Origin of the sequence: Streptomyces durhamensis (assembly GCF_000725475.1) — a bacterium.
GTDB lineage: Bacteria > Actinomycetota > Actinomycetes > Streptomycetales > Streptomycetaceae > Streptomyces > Streptomyces filipinensis.
Genome location: NZ_JNXR01000011.1, coordinates 119142 through 137118, shown reverse-complemented (window position 1 = coordinate 137118; position 17977 = coordinate 119142). Strand labels below are relative to the sequence as shown.

The following is a 17977-nucleotide window of genomic DNA, read 5'->3' as shown; positions in this document are numbered from 1 at the left end:
CGCGTGCCACCGCCCTTCCGGCTGCCGCTACTGCGGATCCGCGCCCACGGCCACCGGCCGGGACGGGTCCGAGGACCACTCGGACCACGAACCGACGTACAGGGCCGCCGGAATACCGGCCACCGCGAGGGCGAGCACCTCGTGGGCGCCGGAGACGCCCGAACCGCAGTACACGCCCACCTCGGCGTCCGCGGAGACACCCAGGGCCTTGAAGCGGTCCCTCAGCTCCACCGCGGGCAGGAAACGGCCGTCAGGGCCCACGTTCTCCGTCGTCGGCGCCGACACCGCGCCCGGGATGTGCCCGCCGACCCGGTCGACCGGCTCCACCTCCCCGCGGTACCGCTCCCCCGCGCGCGCGTCCAGCAGCACGCCCGCGCGGGCCAGGGCCGCGGCCCCGTCCGCGTCCAGCAGCCCCGCGGCGGCCGGAGCCGGCCGGAAGTCGCCCTCGGCCGGCTCCGGCGCCCGCGTGGACAACTCGCCCTGCCAGGCCGCCAAGCCGCCGTCCAGGACCCGCACGTCCGGGTGACCCGTCCAGCGCAGCAGCCACCAGGCGCGCGCCGCCGCCCAGCCCTGCCCGCCGTCGTAGACGACGACCGGGCGGGTGGCCGACACACCCGCACGGCGCATCGCGGCACCGAACTCCGTGAGGTCCGGCAGCGGATGCCGGCCCTGTTCCCCGGGCGCTGCGGCCAGTTCGCGGTCCAGGTCGACGAAGACCGCGCCGGGGATGTGACCGGCGGCGTACTCGGCCCGCCCGTCGAAGGCAGGCGCGCCCGCCGCCTTGGCCAGGCTCAGCTGCCAGCGCACGTCCAGCAGCAGCGGCGGGCGGTCCCCGGCCAGCTCGTGTGCGAGATCGGTTGCGGTGATGATGGCTGTCATGGCGTCCATCCTTACGCCAGGGGTGGCCGCGGCGTCCAGGTCCGGCTACTCTGCTCGGCCGGACACGCTCGATCACGAGGCGTACGGGATCGAGCACGTGCTGTACAGCCGACGGACACCCGCCGGCCATCGTCAGGAAGCGGCGGAAGACGGCAGATCGGGCATCCTCCCGGAGGTATCGCCGGGCGGCTGCGCGGTAACGCAGGCGGCGCCGTGGAGGATGCGGGCACCGGCACGGGCGTACCCGCCGCCGGCGTGGACACCCCTTCCGGGGAGCGGAAGCGACACGGCCACCGCGAGGGGCCGGGGAGAGAGTGATCGATGACCGAGGCACGGGAGCCGGCCGGCCCGCACGCGCGGCGCGCGCCCGGCACACCCTGCTGGGTGAGCCTGATGGCGCACGGGCTGACCGCCACCGAGGAGTTCTACGGTGAGCTGTTCGGCTGGGAGTTCGAGCCGGGTCCGCAGCAGCTCGGCCCGTATGTGCGGGCGCTGCTGGACGGGCACGAGGTGGCGGGCATGGGCCAGCTGCCCCCGGACCGCCGGCTGCCGATCGCCTGGACGCCGTACCTCGCCTCGGACGACGTGGACCAGACGGCCGACACGGTACGGGAGTGCGGCGGCACGGTGGGGGTGGGCCCGCTGGACGCCGCCGAGGCCGGACGGATGGCCATCGCCGCGGATCCCTCCGGGGCGGTGTTCGGCATCTGGCAGGGGTCGGCGCACCTGGGCACCACGCTCACCGGCGTGCCCGGGACGCCCGCGTGGAACGAGCTGGTGACCTTCGAGACCGAGAGCGTCGCCAAGTTCTACGCGACCGTGTTCGGGTACGAGCAGGAGGCGGTGGTGTCGGCCGACTTCGACTACGTCACCCTGCACCTCGCCGGCCGTCCGGTGGCCGGTCTGCACGGCGTGGGACACGCCCTGCCCCGCGATCGCGGACCGCACTGGCAGACGTACTTCGAGGTCGCCGACACCGACGCGACGACGCGTCAGGTCGCGGACCTCGGCGGCCGGGTCATCAGGCCGCCGCACGACAGCCCGCACGGCCGGGTGGCCACGGTGGCGGACCCTGAGGGCGCGGAGTTCTCGGTGGTCCAGAACCCGCACTGAGCCGAGCGCACGCACGGGGCCGCGCGCGCGGCAGCTCCCTCGGGGGCAGGGCGCTGCAGGGCGCCCCGTGCCCCCGCAGCCGGATCCGGCCCGGTCAGGGAGAGCGCAGGACCGGCTCAGGGGTGCACCGGACGGCACCTGAGCCGGCTCGGGACGTACGAGGGCGGCGCCTGGGCCGGCTCGGGACGTGGAGGTGCCGGGCCGGCTCCGGACGTGCCGGTAGTGGGCGGCTCAGGACGTGCCGCTGCCCAGCCTGGCCACGGGCGTGAGCGGATGGCGCCCGGGCCGGCTAGGGACGTGCGGGTGCTGGGCCGGCTCAGACAGTGGCGGCGACGGGTGGGAAAGGGATCAGGACGTTCCCGGTGCCCGGCCCGGCTACGACGTACGGGGGACGGTGCCGCGCCTGGCTCGGGACGTGCCGGTGCCCGGGCCGGCTCAGACAGTGGCGGCAACGGGCCGGGGAGGGCTCAGGGCGCTGCCGGCGCCCGGCCTGGCCACTGGCGTGCGGGACGATGCCAGCCGGGCTCGGGGCGTTGCCGGCGCCCGACCGGGCCACCGGCGGGCCGGGGACGGCCCGGAGGGGCTCGGGAGGGGTCAGACCGGGGAGACCGGGAGGACGTCCGGGGACAGGGCCGCCGCGCGAGCCGAGGCGGCTGTCATCCGGCGCCGGTGGTGGCGGCGGCACAGCACCTCGTAGCCGACCTCGCCCGCCGCCTGGTTGACGTCGCCGACGACCACCTGGGCGCCCTCGACCACCATCTCGCCGCCTATCGTGCGGGCGTTGTGCGTGGCCCGGGCGCCGCACCAGCACAGCGCCTCCACCTGGAGCACCTCGATGCGGTCCGCCAGCTCCACCAGCCGCTGCGAGCCGGGGAAGAGCTTGGAGCGGAAGTCGGTGGTGATACCGAAGGCGTACACATCGAGGCCGAGGTCGTCCACCACGCGCGCGAGCTGGTCGATCTGCCCGGGCGCGAGGAACTGCGCCTCGTCCGCGATCACGTAGTCGGCGCGGCGGCCCTGCGAGAGGTGGTCCACGAGATAGGCGTACAGATCCTGGTCGTCGGCGACCTCCACCGCGTCGGTGACCAGGCCGAGCCGGGAGGACAGCTTGCCCTCGCCCGCGCGGTCGTTCCGGGTGAAGATCATGCCGACGAGGCCGCGCGCGGAGCGGTTGTGCTCGATCTGCAGAGCCAGCGTCGACTTCCCGCAGTCCATCGTTCCGGAGAAGAACACCAGCTCGGGCATGAGGAGTTGCACACCTTTCGGCGAGTAGTCACAGGGGGAGGCGTCAGGAGCGTACTTCGAGCAGCGGCACCAGCTGCTCGGCGGGCGTCATCGAACCGTGGTTGCCGACCAGCGCCGACTCCTTCGGCTCCCGTTCGGACGCGATGATCAGGACGTCGTCGTGCGCGGCCGCGATCACGTCCCCGAGCCGCGGGTACACCCGCTCGTCGATGTGCGGCCCGAACCAGCCCGCCGCGATCGCCTCGTCCCGCGAGGCCACCCAGAACTGCTCGCCGAGCACCTCGCGCCAGACGGTCAGTACGTCGTTCTGGGCGCCCGGCACCGCGTACACGTGCCGTGCCCGGCCCTCGCCGCCCAGCAGGGCGACCCCGGCGCGCAGCTCCCAGTCCGTGTCGAAGTCGAGGCGGTGCTCGTCGTCGAACGGGACGTCGACCATGCCGTGGTCGGCGGTGACGTAGAGCGCGGTGCGCGGCGGCAGTTGCTCGGCGAGGCGCTGGGCGAGCCGGTCGACGTACATCAGCTGGCCGCGCCAGGTGTCGGAGGCGACGCCGTAGCGGTGACCGGCGCCGTCCAGCTCGGAGTAGTACGTGTAGACCAACGAGCGGTCTCCGGCGGCCAGTTGCTCGGCCGCGAGGTCCATGCGCTCCTCGCCGCTCAGCCGGCCGTGGAACCTGCCGCCGCTGAGCGCGACCTTGGTGAGCGGGGTGTGCTCGAAGGCGGGCGAGGTGACCTGCGCGGCGTGCACACCGGCCTCGTGGGCCAGCTGGAAGACGGTCGGGTACGGCTGCCACGGACGCGGGTCGGTGTACGGCTGCCAGCGGAGCTGGTTCATCAGCTCACCGGTGGCCGGGTTGCGGACCGTGTAGCCGGGCAGGCCGTGGGCGCCGGGCGGCAGGCCCGTGCCGACGGAGGCGAGGGAGGTGGCGGTGGTCGCCGGGTAGCCGGCGGTGAGCGGGCGGCCGGTGCCGCCGCGCGAGGTGCCGAGCAGCGAGGTCAGGAAGGGCGCCTCGGCGGAGTGCGCCCGCAGCTGCTCCCAGCCGAGACCGTCGATCAGCAGGACGCAGACCCGGTCGGCGGCGGTCAGCTCCTCGATCGTCGCGGTCAGACCGGGGACGCCCATTCCCGCGGCGAGGGTGGGCAGCAGATCGGCGAGGGAGCCGGTGCCGTACTCGGGCAGTGGCGCGGTGTCCAGGGCGAGGGGTTCCGGGTGGTCCCATGCGGAGAGCTGGGACATCAGCGCGCGGTGTCCGCGGTCGCCTCCGAGATGGCCTGCGCGAAGACGAGCGCCTGGCGCACCGTCTCCGGGCCGTCCCCGGCCTCGCTGACGCGCAGGCTGAGGTCGTCCGCCGTGGAGCTGCCCGTGTAGCCGTGGTCGGCGTCGCAGTTGGGGTCGCCGCAGGCGGCGGGCTCCAGGTCGATGCGGCTGACCGCACCCCAGCCGATGGTCAGTACGACCTCGCGGGGCAGCGTGCCCGGTGTGTACTGCTCCGGGTTCGCGACCACCCGGCTGACCACGACGGAGGAGATCCGGCCGATCTTCACGGACTCGGTGGAGGTGGTGGCGTAGGGCGTCGGGGAGGTGCTGTCGGCGGCCTGCTCGTCGGTGTGACTCACGATGAAGCGGTGATCCGTGAGGACCAGCACCGTGACATGCCGGCGGACCTCGTTCTGGTCGAACGTCGTCTCCTGGTGGACCAGGTACGACCGGATGGGCTCGCCGCCCACAGCGGCCTCCACCGCCTCGGCCACGAGGGCCGGGTAGTAGCCGCTGCGCTCGATCGCCGCGCGCAGCCCCTGGGTCGTCGTACTGGTCTTGGCCATGGCGTCCATCTTAATCCGTGGGCAAGGGCGGTCCGGGCCAGTCGCGCAGAGCCGGGGAGGCCTGCGCACGCGCGCGCGTGGGCCTCGGGACGGGTCCCGGGCGGATGTCCAGCGGCTCGGCGGCGGCCAGGCGGGAGGACGGGTTCCGGGCCGCCGGCGTCCGCCTCGAAGGCGACGACGAGCCGCGGTGTCTCACCGAGGGTCCGTGCCAGGCAAGCGGCCTCCTTCGCCGTGGGCGCGCGGAAGACGGGATCCTGGAAGGCGGGCGGGCAGGAGACCCAGGCGGGGGGCGACGAAATCGGCCTCCAGGCCGTGGTCGTACGCGAGGTCGTACCCGGCGGCCGGCCACGGCCGCCCGGCGTCCCGGCCGAGCACCTCCCGGCCCCACCGGTTGCCCTCGGGCAGCCGCCGGCCGGCGATCTCCATCTGTCCCCCCTCCCGCTCTCCTGCTCAGTAGGCGGGCATCGTGCGCGGGCCGAGGTCGTCGCGGGCGGGCGGGGGCGCGAGCCGTACCGTGGCGCCGAGGGCGCTCACGCCGTGCGGCGCGACGACGACGGGCTCCAGGGTGACGGCGACCACCTCCGGGTGGTCGTCGACGAGCCGGGACACCCGCAGCAGCAGTTCCTCCAGCGCCGGGGTGTCGACGGGCGTGGAGCCGCGCCAGCCGAACAGCAGCGGCGCCGTACGGATCGACCGCACCAGCGAGGTCGCCTCGCGGTCGGTGACCGGGACCAGCCGGTGTGCCATGTCCCCGAGCAGCTGCGAGGCGGCCCCGGCGAGCCCGAAGGACAGCACGGCCCCGGCCGCCGGGTCGATCACGGCCCGTACGACGGTGTCCACGCCGCGCGGCGCCATGCCCTGCACGACCGGCCGCAGCTCCTCCGGCTTGCCGAACAGCCCGGTCAACTCGGCGTACGCCCGGCGCAGTTGCTCCTCGTCCGCGAGGTCGAGGCGGACGCCGCCCAGGTCAGCGCGGTGCCTGAGGTGCGGGGCGGTGGCCTTGAGGGCCACCGGGTAGCCGAGGGTGCGGGCGGCTTCGGCGGCGGCGTCGGGGGTGGGGGCGGGCAGCGCGCGCCGCACGTGGATGCCGTACCTGCCGAGCAGTTCGCAGGTCGCCGCGTCCGAGAGCGTGAGCCCCTCCCCGCGGGCGAGCAGCTCACCGATCAGCCGTGCGGCACCCTTCTCGTCGATGTCGTCGTACTCGGGCACCTTCCCCGGGTCCAAGGCCTCCCGCCGCCACTGCCCGTACCTGACGGCCTCGGCCAGGGCCCGCACGGCGCGTTCGGCGGCGGGGTAGGCCGGGATGAGGTGGGTGCCTTCGGGAGGGGCGGCAGGCAGCGAGGGCGGCCCTTCCGCGCCGGCGGCGGGCAGGCGCTCCGCAGGGTGGTGGGGGTCCCCCCGGTGGGCGCCGCCCTCAGCACCGGATGTCCTGTCGACGGCCTGGGGTGCGGTACTGGCCGCGGCCGACAACGCCTCCGCGAGCCCCCCGAGCTCCACGTGCACCACCAGCACCGGCTTCCCCGGCAGGGCAGCCGCGGCCGACCGCAACGCCTCCGCCAGCTCCGCGTCCCCCGGTGACGCCTCCCCGATGGCGGGGATCGCCGTCACGACAACGGCGTCGTCGGTGTCGTCGGCCAGCGCCCGCGTCAGCGCCCGGTGGAAGTCCTCCGCCGTCGCCCCCGTCGTCAGATCCACCGGACGCGACGGCCGCAGCCCCTCGGCGAGACAGCGGTCGTACGTCAGCGCCCCCAGCGACTCGGAGTTCCCCAGGATCGCCACCCTGGGCCCCATGGGCAGCGGCTGGCGGGCGAGGAGCAGCCCCGCGTCGACCAGCTCGGTGATGGTGTCGACCCGGAGCACCCCGGCCTGCCGCAGCAGCGCGGAGACCGTGGCCTGCGGCAGCCGGGTGGCCCGCACCGCGTGCCCCTGCGGCGCGGAGCCGACGCCCTGCACCACGACCAGCGGCTTCGCCGCCGCGGTGCGCCGCGCGAGGCGTGTGAACTTGCGCGGGTTGCCGATGGACTCCAGGTACATGAGGGCGACGTCGGTCTCGGGGTCGTCGTACCAGTACTGGAGGACGTCGTTGCCGGAGACGTCCGCGCGGTTGCCGGCGGACACGAAGGTGGACACGCCCGTGACCCCGGTGACTCCTCCCCCGCGCCGGTGCAGCCGGGACAGCAGGGCGATGCCGATGGCGCCGGACTGGGCGAACATGCCGATGCGGCCGGTCCGGGGCATCTCCGGGGCCAGGGAGGCGTTCAGCCGGACGTCCGCTGCGGTGTTGATGATCCCGAAGGCGTTCGGGCCGATGATCCGCATGCCGTACGCGCGCGCCTGCCGCACGAGTGCCCGCTGCCGCTCACGCCCCTCGGGCCCGCTCTCGGCGTACCCGGCGGAGAGCACGACGAGCCCCTGCACCCCGTGTTCCCCGCACTCGGCGACCACCGCGGGCACGTGCTCGGCCGGTACGGCGACGACGGCGAGGTCCACCGGCCCGTCGATGTCCCGCACGGAGTGGTGCGCCGGCACCCCCTCGACCTCCTTGAGGTCCTGCGGGAAGGCCTTGTTCACTGCGTGCAGCCGGCCGCCGTAGCCGGCGTCGCGGATGTTGCCGAGGACGCTGCGGCCGACTCCGCCGGGGGCGCGGCCGACGCCGACGACGGCCACGGAGCCGGGCGCCAGCAGCCGCCGTACCGAGCGGGCCTCGGCGCGCTGCTCCCGCGCGCGCTGGACGGCGACGGAACGGTCGGTGGGTTCGAGGTCGAACTCCATGCGGACGACGCCGTCCTCGAAGCTGCGCTTCTGTGTGTAGCCGGCGTCCGTGAACACCTTGATCATCTTGGTGTTGGCGGGGAGCACCTCGGCGGCGAAGCGGCGGATGTCGCGCTCACGGGCGACGGCCGCGATGTGCTCCAGCAGGGCGGAGGCGACCCCGCGGCCCTGGTGGGCGTCCTGCACGAGGAAGGCGACCTCGGCCTCGTCGGCAGGCGCGGAGGCGGGCATACCGTCGGCGCCGATGCGGTCGTAGCGTACGGTGGCGATGAACTCGCCGCCGATGGTGGCCGCGAGTCCCACCCGGTCCACAAAGTCGTGGTGCGTGAAGCGGTGGACGTCCTTGGCGGAGAGTCGGGGGTACGGCGCGAAGAAGCGGTAGTACTTCGACTCGTCCGAGACCTGCTCGTAGAAGCTGACCAGGCGGTCGGCGTCATCAACGGTGATGGGCCGGATGCGCGCGGTACCCCCGTCGCGCAGCACCACGTCCGCCTCCCAGTGGGCGGGGTACTGGTGCCGGTCCTGCCGGTCCGCCGAGGTCTGCATGGGCCCCAGAGTACGGCTCGCGTACGACAGCGGCGCGGGGCAGTCTGTGGAGGACGACACGTCGGATCGAGGCCGCGGTCCGACGACACACCGGGCAGGACGAAGGTCCGCTCCGGGCACGCTTCACGATATGGGAAACTGGTCTAGACAACCCTGAAGACTGAAGGGCAGCAACACATGGCTGAGCGCCGCGTCAACGTCGGCTGGGCCGAGGGCCTCCACGCCCGCCCCGCTTCCATCTTCGTCCGAGCCGCCACGGCCGCAGGCGTCCCGGTGACGATCGCCAAGGCTGACGGCAACCCCGTCAACGCGGCCTCCATGCTGGCCGTCCTGGGCCTGGGCGCCCAGGGCGGCGAGGAGATCGTCCTCGCCTCCGACGCCGAGGGCGCGGACGCCGCCCTGGACCGTCTGGCCAAGCTGGTCTCCGAGGGTCTTGAGGAGCTGCCCGAGACCGTCTGAGTGAGACGAGGGAGCCGCGCCGCCCTTTCCGGGTGGCGCGGCTTCCGCCTTTTACGGACATGAATTCACGGCACACAGGAAAAGGGCAGCGGAAATACGCGCCCCACGAATACGCTCTTCTTTGTATACGGCGCCCGTGTTAATGCCGAGGGATCGACATGTTTACGGCGTGTTGCGAGGTCCTCACACGCCCGGCGTCCCCGGGAAAACGGAGTCGGTGCGCCGCCGCCGCGCGCTCGGCGTGCAGCGCCGTGACCGCCCGCGCGCGCTCGCCGTCGCCGCGCGCGACCGCGTCCACGATGGCGCCGTGCTCCGCCCAGGACTCCGTCGGGCTCGGCGACGCTTCCACCGCGTACATCCAGGCGATCTTGTGCCGCAGCTGGGTGAGCATCGTGGTCAGCGAGGGGCTGCCGGAGGCCTGGGCGAGCGTCTCGTGGAACCAGCCGCCCAGTGAGCGCAGATCGTCGCTGTGGCCCCGCCTGGCGCGCTCCTGGCCGATCCTGACCAGGCCGCGCAGCACCTTCAGATGGGCCTCCGTACGACGCTGGGCGGCCCGGGCGGCCCCGAGCGGCTCCAGGAGCAGGCGCATCTCCAGCAGGTCGGCGGCCTCCTGCTCGGTCGGCTCGGCCACGCACGCGCCCGCGTGCCGGCGGGTCACCACGAAGCCCTCGGCCTCCAGGGTGCGCAGGGCCTCGCGGACGGGGACGCGGGAGACGCCGTAACGGCGGGCCAGGACTTCCTCGGTGAGGCGGCCGCCGCGCTTGTAGACACCGGCGACGATGTCGTCCCGGATCGCCGTGCACACCGAGTGCGCCGGAATACGCATGACCGACCTCCGCCTTAATCCCCGTGAAACGTCGACGATGGACGCGTTGTTCCGTGACTCTATTCCAATGGGCCGGAAATTCCGACGGCGGGCCGGAATCCATGGATATTTTTTGGTCAGCGGGCCGGTGGACGCACCGGAAAAGGCGAAAGCCCCGGCCGGTGCGGGCCGGGGCTGCACGGAGGGAGAAGAGCGTCAGACGTTCACGCCGTGCTTGCGGAGATAGGCGACGGGGTCGACGTCCGAGCCGTAGTCGGGGCTCGTACGGGCCTCGAAGTGCAGGTGCGGGCCGGTGACGTTGCCGGTCGCGCCGGACAGGGCGATCTGCTGGCCCGGGGTGACCTGCTGGCCCACCGCGACGCCGATCGACGACAGGTGGCCGTACTGGGTGTACGTGCCGTCGGCCATCCTGATCACGATCTGGTTGCCGTACGCGCCGCCCCAGCCGGTGGAGACGACGGTGCCGATGCCGACCGCGTGGACGGGCGTGCCGCTGGCCGCGTGGAAGTCGATGCCGGTGTGGTGGCCGGAGGACCACAGGGAGCTGCTGGCCTCGTAGCCGGTGGAGACGTAGGAGTTCGCAATCGGGGGCACGAAGGCGTTCAGGCGCTTGCGCTCGGCCGCCCGCGCGGCGCGGACCCTGGCCTCGCGGATCTCCTGGGCCCGCTCGGCCGCGGCCTGCTCGGCCGCCTTCTGCTCGGCGGCCTCCTTCTGGGCGGCGGCCTGCGCGTCGATCTGCTCGGCGATGTCGTCGCCGACGGTGACCACCGGGGTGAGGCCGGTCTGCTCGGCGGGGCTCTCGGCGGCGAGCGCCGGGGACGCCGCGAGGGTGCCGACGACACCGGTGGTGGTGAGGGCGGCGATGCCCGCCGCCTGCGCGGTGGTGCGCTTGACTCGGCCGGGCTTGCGGTGCTTCCCGGTGGCGCACATGAACGCCATGAAGTGGCTGGTCCTTTCCTTCCCTCTCGCCTACCGGGTTAGCTGACGGGTTCGGAGCAGGAAGGTCTCCTACGGACCCCCTCGCTCAGGCGCGGGCGTCCGATTCACCCCAGGGACTGCGGTGGGTCCCCGGCTCCCCTGGCTCGCGCCGTACGGGGACTCGGCGATGGCTGTCCGGTGCCGCGGGTGCGGCGTACTGCCTGACGAACAGCCCGCACGACGCTACGGAAGCCCGCTTCCAACCCCAAACGGATCCGGGCTTTTGTAGCGCATCCCACAGGCCAGACAGGCAACCTCCGCCGCAAATCGGGCATCTGGGGAAGGGAGTGGAACAGCGGGGGCCCTGACGGCCTGTCGGTCGTCAGGGCCCCCCACGCGCGTGCGGCCGGCTCGGTCGTCCTCGCCGCTGCGACGGTGCCGTCTACTCGGCCGCCACCACGCTCACTTCGCCGATGCCGAGGGCCTCGACCGGCGCCTTGATCTGGGCGGCGTCACCGACGAGGACGGTGACCAGGCGGTCCACCGGGAAGGCGTTCACGACGGCCGCCGTGGCCTCCACCGTGCCCGTCGCGGCCAGCTGCTGATAGAGCGTCGCCTGGAAGTCGTCGGGCAGGTGCTGCTCGACCTGGTCGGCCAGCGTGGCCGCGACGGCCGCCGCGGTCTCGTACTTCAGCGGCGCCACTCCCACGAGGTTCTGCACCGCCACGTCCCGCTCGGCGTCGGTCAGGCCGTCCGCCGCCAGGGTGCGCAGCACCTTCCACAGGTCCTCCAGCGCGGGACCGGTGTTGGGGGTGTCGACGGAGCCGCTGATGGCGAGCAGCGAGACGCCCGTGCCGTCCGGTGCGGACCGGAGGACCTGCCCGAAGGCGCGCACGCCGTAGGTGTAGCCCTTCTCCTCGCGCAGGACGCGGTCCAGGCGGGAGGTGAGGGTGCCGCCGAGGCAGTAGGTGCCGAGCACCTGGGCGGGCCACACACGGTCGTGCCGGTCCGAGCCGACGCGGCCGATGAGGAGCTGTGTCTGGACGGCGCCGGGCCGGTCCACGATGACCACCCGGCCGGTGTCGTCGGCGGTCACCGGCGGCACGGGCCGCGGCTCGCCCGGCGTGCCGGCCCAGGCGCCCAGGGTGTCGCCGAGCAGCTCGTCCAGGTCGACCCCGGTGAGGTCGCCGACCACGACGGCCGTGGCCGTGGCGGGGCGTACGTACCGGTCGTAGAAGGCGCGTACGGCGGCGGCGTCGATCTTCTCGACGGTCTCCTCGGTGCCCTGGCGCGGACGTGACATGCGCGAGGTCGCCGGGAACAGCTCCTTGGAGAGTTCCTTCGCGGCCCGGCGGGAGGGGTTGGCCAGCTCGTGCGGGATCTCGTCCAGGCGGTTGCGGACCAGCCGCTCGACCTCGCTCTCGGCGAAGGCGGGCGCGCGCAGGGCGTCGGCGAGCAGGCCGAGGCCCTTGGCCAGGCGGGAGGCCGGGACCTCCAGGCTGAGCCGGACGCCGGGGTGGTCGGCGTGCGCGTCGAGCGTGGCGCCCGCGCGCTCCAGCTCGGCGGCGAACTCCTCGGCGGAGTGCTTGTCCGTGCCCTCGGAGAAGGCCCGCGCCATGATCGTGGCGACGCCGTCCAGGCCCGCCGGCTCGGCGTCCAGGGGCGCGTCCAGCAGCACCTCGACGGCGACGACCTGCTGGCCGGGGCGGTGGCAGCGCAGCACGGTCAGGCCGTTGTCGAGCGCAGTGCGCCCGGGCGCCGGGAACGCCCACGGCTTGGCCTCGCCGGGCTGCGGCTGGGGGTGGAAGTCCATGGTGGCGAGCTCGGTCACTTGGCCGTCTCCTCGTTCTCGTTACCGGCCTCTACGGTCGCTTCCTGCTCGGGGTCCTCGGGGACGTCGGCGTCGGGGGCCTCCTCCGGGGACTTCGGTTCGTAGACCAGGACCGCACGGTTGTCGGGGCGCAGACGGGCCTTGGCGACCTCCTGGACCTCCTCGGGGGTCACCTCCAGGACCCGCTGGACGGCGGTGAGGGCCAGCTGCGGGTCGCCGAACAGGACGGCGTACCGGCACAGTTCGTCGGCGCGGCCGGCGACCGTGCCGAGCCGGTCCAGCCACTCGCGCTCCAACTGGGCCTGGGCGCGCTCCATCTCCTCGGGCGTGGGGCCCTCCGCGGCGAACCGGGCCAGCTCCTCGTCGATGGCGGCCTCGATGACCGGCACCTCGACGTCACCGGACGTCTTCACGTCCAGCCAGCCCATGGAGGGCGCGCCGGCCAGCCGCAGCAGGCCGAAGCCGGCCGCGACGGCCGTACGGTCGCGGCGCACCAGCCGGTTGTACAGGCGGGAGGACTCGCCGCCGCCGAGGACCGTCAGGGCGAGGTCGGCCGCGTCGCACGCGCGCGTGCCGTCGTGCGGCAGCCGGTAGGCGGCCATCAGGGCACGCGCGGGGACCTCCTCGACGAGGACCTCGCGCTTCTGCTCGCCGATGACCTCCGGCAGGGAGCCGTCGCGGGGCGCGGGCTTGCCGTCGTGGGACGAGATGGACCCGAAGTACCGCTCGATCCAGGCCAGGGTCTGCTGGGGGTCGATGTCGCCGACCACGGAGAGCACCGCGTTGTTCGGCGCGTAGTAGGTGCGGAAGAACTGGCGGGCGTCCTCCAGGGTGGCCGCGTCCAGGTCCGCCATCGAGCCGATCGGCGTGTGGTGGTAGGGGTGGCCCTGCGGGTACGACAGGGCGGTCAGCTTCTCGAAGGCCGTGCCGTAGGGGACGTTGTCGTAGCGCTGGCGGCGTTCGTTCTTGACGACGTCCCGCTGGTTCTCCATGGACTCGTCGTCCAGGGCGGCCAGCAGCGAGCCCATGCGGTCGGCCTCCAGCCAGAGGGCGAGCTCCAGCTGGTGCGCGGGCATGGTCTCGAAGTAGTTGGTGCGCTCGAAGCTGGTGGTGCCGTTGAGCGAGCCGCCGGCGCCCTGCACCAGCTCGAAGTGACCGTTGCCCTTGACCTGCGCCGAGCCCTGGAACATCAAGTGCTCGAAAAGGTGAGCCAGACCGGTACGCCCCTTGACTTCGTGGCGGGAGCCGACGTCGTACCAGAGGCAGACCGCCGCCACCGGGGTCAGGTGGTCCTCGGAAAGCACCACGCGCAGACCGTTGGCCAGGCGGTGCTCGGTCGCTGTCAGGCCCCCGGAGCCTGCCTCGGCTGTGGTCGTGTGACCCATGGGCATGTACATCCCTTCGCGAGCGGATGCGGTTGTGAAAACCGCGGTTTTCCTGCCGTTCCTGCCACTGTATGCAAAGCGTGCGGGGCCCCGGCGAAGTTCCCGCGGGACGTACGCCCACAGCGGATCGCGTAGCCTGCGTCGGACCCGGCCCAGCCGGTCCGGGGAGCCGCCTGAACCCGGGTCGTGGCACGGCTTGTCAGTGCCTCGGTCCACAATGGTCGGCGTCAGATCCGTCCAACGCTTCACGCAAGGAGCCAGGCAGCGATGGCCCGCCGCAGCACGAAGACCCCGCCGCCCGACGATTCGTACGAGGAGAAGATCCTCGACATCGACGTCGTGGACGAGATGCGTGGCTCCTACCTCGAGTACGCGTACTCGGTCATCTACTCGCGCGCCCTGCCGGACGCCCGCGACGGCCTCAAGCCGGTGCACCGCCGGATCGTGTACCAGATGAACGAGATGGGCCTGCGCCCCGACCGCGGCTATGTGAAGTGCGCGCGCGTCGTCGGCGAGGTCATGGGCAAGCTGCACCCGCACGGCGACGCGTCGATCTACGACGCCCTGGTGCGTATGGCCCAGCCCTTCTCCATGCGCGTGCCGCTCGTCGACGGCCACGGCAACTTCGGCTCGCTGGGCAACGACGACCCGCCGGCCGCCATGCGGTACACCGAGTGCCGCCAGGCCGAGGCGACGAGCCTGATGACCGAGTCGATCGACGAGGACACGGTCGACTTCGCGCCCAACTACGACGGCCAGGAGCGCGAGCCGGTGGCGCTGCCCGCCGCGTTCCCGAACCTGCTGGTCAACGGCTCCTCCGGCATCGCGGTCGGCATGGCGACGAACATGCCGCCGCACAACCTCGCCGAGGTCATCGCGGCCGCCCGCCACCTGATCCGGTACCCGAACGCGGACCTGGACGCGCTGATGAGGCACGTCCCGGGCCCGGACCTGCCCACCGGCGGCCGCATCGTCGGTCTGGACGGCATCCGGGACGCGTACGCGACGGGCCGTGGCACCTTCAAGATCCGTGCCACGGTCTCGATCGAGACGGTGACGGCCCGCCGCAAGGGCCTGGTGATCACCGAACTGCCCTTCACGGTCGGTCCCGAGAAGGTCATCGCGAAGATCAAGGACCTGGTCAACGCGAAGAAGGTCCAGGGCATCGCCGACGTCAAGGACCTCACCGACCGCGAGCACGGCCTGCGCCTGGTCATCGAGATCAAGAACGGCTTCGTGCCGGAGGCGATCCTGGAGCAGCTGTACAAGCTGACGCCGATGGAGGAGTCCTTCGGCATCAACAACGTCGCCCTGGTCGACGGCCAGCCGCTCACGCTCGGCCTGAAGGAGCTGCTGGAGGTCTACCTCGACCACCGCTTCGACGTGGTCCGGCGGCGCAGCGAGTTCCGCCGCGGCAAGAGGCGGGACCGGCTGCACCTGGTCGACGGTCTGCTGACCGCGCTGGTCGACATCGACGAGGTCATCCGGCTGATCCGGTCCAGCGAGAACTCCGCGCAGGCCAAGGAGCGCCTGATGGAGCGGTTCTCGCTGAGCGACGTGCAGACGCAGTACATCCTCGACACGCCGCTGCGCCGGCTCACCAAGTACGACCGCATCGAGCTGGAGGCGGAGAAGGACAGGCTCACCGCGGAGATCGCGGAGCTGACCCGGATCCTTGACTCCGACGCGGAGCTGCGCAAGCTGGTCTCCAACGAACTGGCCGCCGTGTCCAAGAAGTTCGGCACCGACCGGCGCACGGTCCTGCTGGAGTCCGCCGGTGCCCCGGTGGCCGCCGTGCCGCTGCAGGTGGCCGACGACCCGTGCCGGGTGCTGCTGTCCTCGACGGGTCTGCTGGCGCGTACGGCGAGCGCCGAGCCGTTCGCGGAGCAGGCGGGCGCCCGGCGCGTCAAGCACGACGTGATCGTCTCGGCTGTCGCGGCGACCCAGCGCGGCGAGATCGGCGCGGTGACCTCGGCGGGCCGGCTGCTGCGGATCAACGTGGTCGACCTGCCCCAGCTGCCGGAGACGGCGGCGGCCCCGAACCTCTCCGGAGGCGCGCCGCTGGCGGAGTTCGTCTCCCTGGAGGACGACGAGACGGTGGTCTGCCTGACCACGCTCGACGAGTCGTCGCCGGGCCTCGCGCTCGGCACCGAGCAGGGTGTCGTCAAGCGAGTGGTGGCCGACTACCCGGCCAACAAGGACGAGTTGGAGGTCATCACGCTCAAGGAGGGCGACCGGATCGTCGGCGCGGTGGAGCTGCGCACCGGTGAGGAGGACCTGGTCTTCATCACCGACGACGCGCAGCTGCTGCGCTTCCAGGCGTCCATCGTGCGCCCGCAGGGCCGCCCGGCGGGCGGTATGGCGGGCATCAAGCTCGCCGAGGGCGCGAAGGTCATCTCCTTCACGGCGGTCGACCCGGCTGCCGACGCGGTGGTGTTCACGGTGGCGGGCTCGCGTGGCACGCTGGACGACTCGGTGCAGACGACGGCCAAGGTGACGCCGTTCGACCAGTACCCGCGCAAGGGCCGGGCCACGGGTGGCGTGCGCTGCCAGCGGTTCCTGAAGGGCGAGGACTGCCTGTCGCTGGCCTGGGCGGGCCCGGTTCCCGCGCGCGCGGCGCAGAAGACCGGCGCCCCTGTCGAGCTGCCGGAACTGGACCCGCGGCGGGACGGCTCGGGTACGTCGCTGCCGAAGACCGTGTCGGTGGTCGCGGGGCCGGTGCTGTAGGGCCGTGGCTCCAGGCCTCGGCCGGTGTTCCAAGCCTCGGCCGGTGTCCTAAGCCTGGTACGACATTGCGTCGGGCTCCTCCTCGGAACCCTGGACGTACCGCAGGACGCCCCACATGCCGTGTTCGTCGGCGTGTGGGGCGTCGTTCTCGCACCCCTTGAGCTCCTTGCCGAGGGCCTCGGTGCCGATACCGGAGCCGATCAGCACGAGCTGGCTCAGGCGGGCGTCGGCGGCCGCCCAGGGCTCGGGGTAGAAGCGCAGGAAGCGGCCGACGGCGTGCACGGCGTACCGGTTGTGCGGGTCGTACGGCCCGAAGTCGACGTACCCCTTGATCCGGTACAGGCCCTCGGGCCGGCTGTCGAGGAACCGCATGAGCCGGCGCGGTTCCAGGGGCGTCTTGGAGGTGAAGGAGAGGCTGTCGTAGCCGGTGTGCAGATGACCGGCGTGCTCGTCGTCCCCGCGGTGCTCGTGCAGGTCGTCGAAGGACAGCTGCCCGATCCGCTCCTCGCCCGGCCTGCAGTCGAAGAGGAACTCCGGATCGAGGCGGCCGTAGGTGGCGGGGACCACGGCGGCACCGTCCACGAGGGACCGCACCAGAGCGAGCAGCCGGTCACCGTCCGCGGCCCGGTCGAGCTTGTTGACCACCACCAGGTCGGCGAGGGCCAGATGCCGGTCGATCTCGGGGTGCCTGGCCCGGGTGTCGTCGAACTCGGCGGCGTCCACGACCTCGACGAGGCCGCCGTAGACGACCCTCGGGTGCTCGCTGGCCAGCACCATCCGGACGAGTTCCTGAGGTTCGGCGAGCCCGCTGGCCTCGATGACGATCACGTCGATGCCGGCGCCCGGGTCGGCGAGCCGGTCCAGGTAGACGTCGAGTTCGCTCGCGTCGACGGCACAGCAGAGGCAACCGTTGCCCAGCGAGACGGTCGAGTCGCCGAGGGCGCCCGCGACGGCCATCGCGTCGATCTCGATGGCCCCGAAGTCGTTGACGATCGCCCCGATCCGGCTGCCGCCGCTGCGGTGCAGGAGGTGGTTGAGGAGTGTGGTCTTGCCGGAGCCCAGGAATCCGGCGAGCACGACGACCGGGATCTGCGGACCGCTGCTGTTCCCCAACGGGTGACCTCTCTGCTGTGGACGGGGCCCCTCAGGACCGGCTGCCGGACCAGCATAGGAGGGCGCTGCCGCCCGCCCTCCCCCGACGGTGAGCCGTAGGCCGACGAGCGGCCGGGGCGGGGATGGGCGGACTGTCGCACGGCAGCGGCAGACGGGCGGCCGGGGGCGGTCAGCCGACGCCAGGGGGCAACTGGCGAACAGCCAGGCGCGGGGAAGCCGTCACCCGCGGACCCGGCGAGCAGCCCCAGAGCGGTCAGCCGACGCCGACAGGGAGCCAGCCGGCAGCCAGGGGCGGCGAGCCGTCGGCCCGCATCTGCCGACGGGCGGCACGGGGCGGTCAGC

The 17977-nt window shown here is 72.9% G+C and carries 14 protein-coding genes and 1 riboswitch; of the genes, 3 read left to right on the top strand and 11 right to left on the bottom strand.

Annotation, left to right across the window (positions count from 1 at the left end; genetic code table 11):
* Positions 1-27: 27 nt before the first annotated feature.
* Positions 28-879 (bottom strand): sulfurtransferase, encoded by an 852-nt coding sequence (locus IO33_RS0117530; protein WP_031165787.1) that lies wholly within the window; start codon positions 877-879, stop codon positions 28-30.
* Positions 880-1200: 321 nt separating this feature from the next.
* Here IO33_RS0117530 and IO33_RS0117525 point away from each other — a divergent pair, with 321 nt between their 5' ends.
* The gene (locus tag IO33_RS0117525) at positions 1201-1992 is read left to right on the top strand and encodes a VOC family protein (RefSeq protein ID WP_031165785.1); all 792 of its coding nucleotides are present in this window, start codon (positions 1201-1203) and stop codon (positions 1990-1992) included.
* Between the two features lie 594 nt (positions 1993-2586).
* Here the strand turns inward: IO33_RS0117525 and IO33_RS0117520 are convergent.
* The 5 genes from IO33_RS0117520 to IO33_RS0117500 form a co-directional block, all read right to left on the bottom strand.
* Entirely contained in the window at positions 2587-3237 is a 651-nt protein-coding gene (locus tag IO33_RS0117520; RefSeq protein ID WP_031165783.1) for a thymidine kinase, read from the bottom strand.
* A gap of 43 nt (positions 3238-3280) precedes the next feature.
* Complete coding sequence (locus IO33_RS0117515) at positions 3281-4471, bottom strand: alkaline phosphatase family protein (protein ID WP_031165782.1); 1191 nt, start codon at positions 4469-4471, stop codon at positions 3281-3283.
* Positions 4471-5067, bottom strand: a complete 597-nt coding sequence (locus IO33_RS0117510; RefSeq protein WP_031165779.1) for a DUF5998 family protein — start codon at positions 5065-5067, stop codon at positions 4471-4473. The genes IO33_RS0117515 and IO33_RS0117510 overlap by 1 nt, the downstream gene beginning before the upstream one ends.
* 183 nt (positions 5068-5250) lie before the next feature.
* A complete protein-coding gene (locus IO33_RS52540) occupies positions 5251-5484 on the bottom strand; it encodes a hypothetical protein (RefSeq protein ID WP_245235830.1) in 234 nt (77 codons plus the stop codon).
* A 24-nt stretch (positions 5485-5508) separates the two neighbouring features.
* Positions 5509-8376: a bifunctional acetate--CoA ligase family protein/GNAT family N-acetyltransferase gene (locus IO33_RS0117500; protein ID WP_031165777.1), complete on the bottom strand. Its 2868-nt coding sequence runs from the start codon at positions 8374-8376 to the stop codon at positions 5509-5511.
* A gap of 177 nt (positions 8377-8553) precedes the next feature.
* Here IO33_RS0117500 and IO33_RS0117495 point away from each other — a divergent pair, with 177 nt between their 5' ends.
* A complete protein-coding gene (locus tag IO33_RS0117495) occupies positions 8554-8835 on the top strand; it encodes an HPr family phosphocarrier protein (RefSeq protein ID WP_003993478.1) in 282 nt (93 codons plus the stop codon).
* A 139-nt stretch (positions 8836-8974) separates the two neighbouring features.
* Here the strand turns inward: IO33_RS0117495 and IO33_RS0117490 are convergent, their stop codons facing one another.
* The 4 genes from IO33_RS0117490 to IO33_RS0117475 form a co-directional block, all read right to left on the bottom strand.
* Positions 8975-9661: a GntR family transcriptional regulator gene (locus IO33_RS0117490; RefSeq protein WP_031165775.1), complete on the bottom strand. Its 687-nt coding sequence runs from the start codon at positions 9659-9661 to the stop codon at positions 8975-8977.
* Between the two features lie 195 nt (positions 9662-9856).
* Positions 9857-10600: a M23 family metallopeptidase gene (locus tag IO33_RS0117485; protein WP_031165774.1), complete on the bottom strand. Its 744-nt coding sequence runs from the start codon at positions 10598-10600 to the stop codon at positions 9857-9859.
* A 12-nt stretch (positions 10601-10612) separates the two neighbouring features.
* Positions 10613-10776, bottom strand: a riboswitch (cyclic di-AMP (ydaO/yuaA leader).
* A 245-nt stretch (positions 10777-11021) separates the two neighbouring features.
* Complete coding sequence (locus IO33_RS0117480; RefSeq protein WP_031165773.1) at positions 11022-12410, bottom strand: M16 family metallopeptidase; 1389 nt, start codon at positions 12408-12410, stop codon at positions 11022-11024.
* Positions 12407-13801, bottom strand: coding sequence for a M16 family metallopeptidase (locus IO33_RS0117475; RefSeq protein ID WP_031165768.1), 1395 nt, complete (start codon positions 13799-13801; stop codon positions 12407-12409). The genes IO33_RS0117480 and IO33_RS0117475 overlap by 4 nt, the downstream gene beginning before the upstream one ends.
* Positions 13802-14062: 261 nt before the next feature.
* Here IO33_RS0117475 and IO33_RS0117470 point away from each other — a divergent pair, with 261 nt between their 5' ends.
* Positions 14063-16522, top strand: a complete 2460-nt coding sequence (locus tag IO33_RS0117470) for a DNA gyrase/topoisomerase IV subunit A (protein WP_031165766.1) — start codon at positions 14063-14065, stop codon at positions 16520-16522.
* Positions 16523-16570: 48 nt separating this feature from the next.
* Here IO33_RS0117470 and IO33_RS0117465 read toward each other — a convergent pair whose 3' ends face one another.
* On the bottom strand, positions 16571-17635 hold the full coding sequence (locus IO33_RS0117465; protein WP_031165764.1) for a CobW family GTP-binding protein: 1065 nt from the start codon (positions 17633-17635) through the stop codon (positions 16571-16573).
* Positions 17636-17977 lie beyond the last annotated feature (342 nt).

What these genes read in the sequence shown, in the direction of transcription:
- IO33_RS0117520 (WP_031165783.1), bottom strand. Translation starts at nt 3,237, where the DNA reads ATGCCCGAGCTGGTGTTCTTCTCCGGAACGATGGACTGCGGGAAGTCG.
- IO33_RS0117500 (WP_031165777.1), bottom strand. Translation starts at nt 8,376, where the DNA reads ATGCAGACCTCGGCGGACCGGCAGGACCGGCACCAGTACCCCGCCCAC.
- IO33_RS0117475 (WP_031165768.1), bottom strand. Translation starts at nt 13,801, where the DNA reads ATGCCCATGGGTCACACGACCACAGCCGAGGCAGGCTCCGGGGGCCTG.
- IO33_RS0117525 (WP_031165785.1), top strand. Translation starts at nt 1,201, where the DNA reads ATGACCGAGGCACGGGAGCCGGCCGGCCCGCACGCGCGGCGCGCGCCC.
- IO33_RS0117485 (WP_031165774.1), bottom strand. Translation starts at nt 10,600, where the DNA reads ATGGCGTTCATGTGCGCCACCGGGAAGCACCGCAAGCCCGGCCGAGTC.
- IO33_RS0117510 (WP_031165779.1), bottom strand. Translation starts at nt 5,067, where the DNA reads ATGGACGCCATGGCCAAGACCAGTACGACGACCCAGGGGCTGCGCGCG.
- IO33_RS0117490 (WP_031165775.1), bottom strand. Translation starts at nt 9,661, where the DNA reads ATGCGTATTCCGGCGCACTCGGTGTGCACGGCGATCCGGGACGACATC.
- IO33_RS52540 (WP_245235830.1), bottom strand. Translation starts at nt 5,484, where the DNA reads ATGGAGATCGCCGGCCGGCGGCTGCCCGAGGGCAACCGGTGGGGCCGG.
- IO33_RS0117495 (WP_003993478.1), top strand. Translation starts at nt 8,554, where the DNA reads ATGGCTGAGCGCCGCGTCAACGTCGGCTGGGCCGAGGGCCTCCACGCC.
- IO33_RS0117470 (WP_031165766.1), top strand. Translation starts at nt 14,063, where the DNA reads ATGGCCCGCCGCAGCACGAAGACCCCGCCGCCCGACGATTCGTACGAG.
- IO33_RS0117515 (WP_031165782.1), bottom strand. Translation starts at nt 4,471, where the DNA reads ATGTCCCAGCTCTCCGCATGGGACCACCCGGAACCCCTCGCCCTGGAC.
- IO33_RS0117530 (WP_031165787.1), bottom strand. Translation starts at nt 879, where the DNA reads ATGACAGCCATCATCACCGCAACCGATCTCGCACACGAGCTGGCCGGG.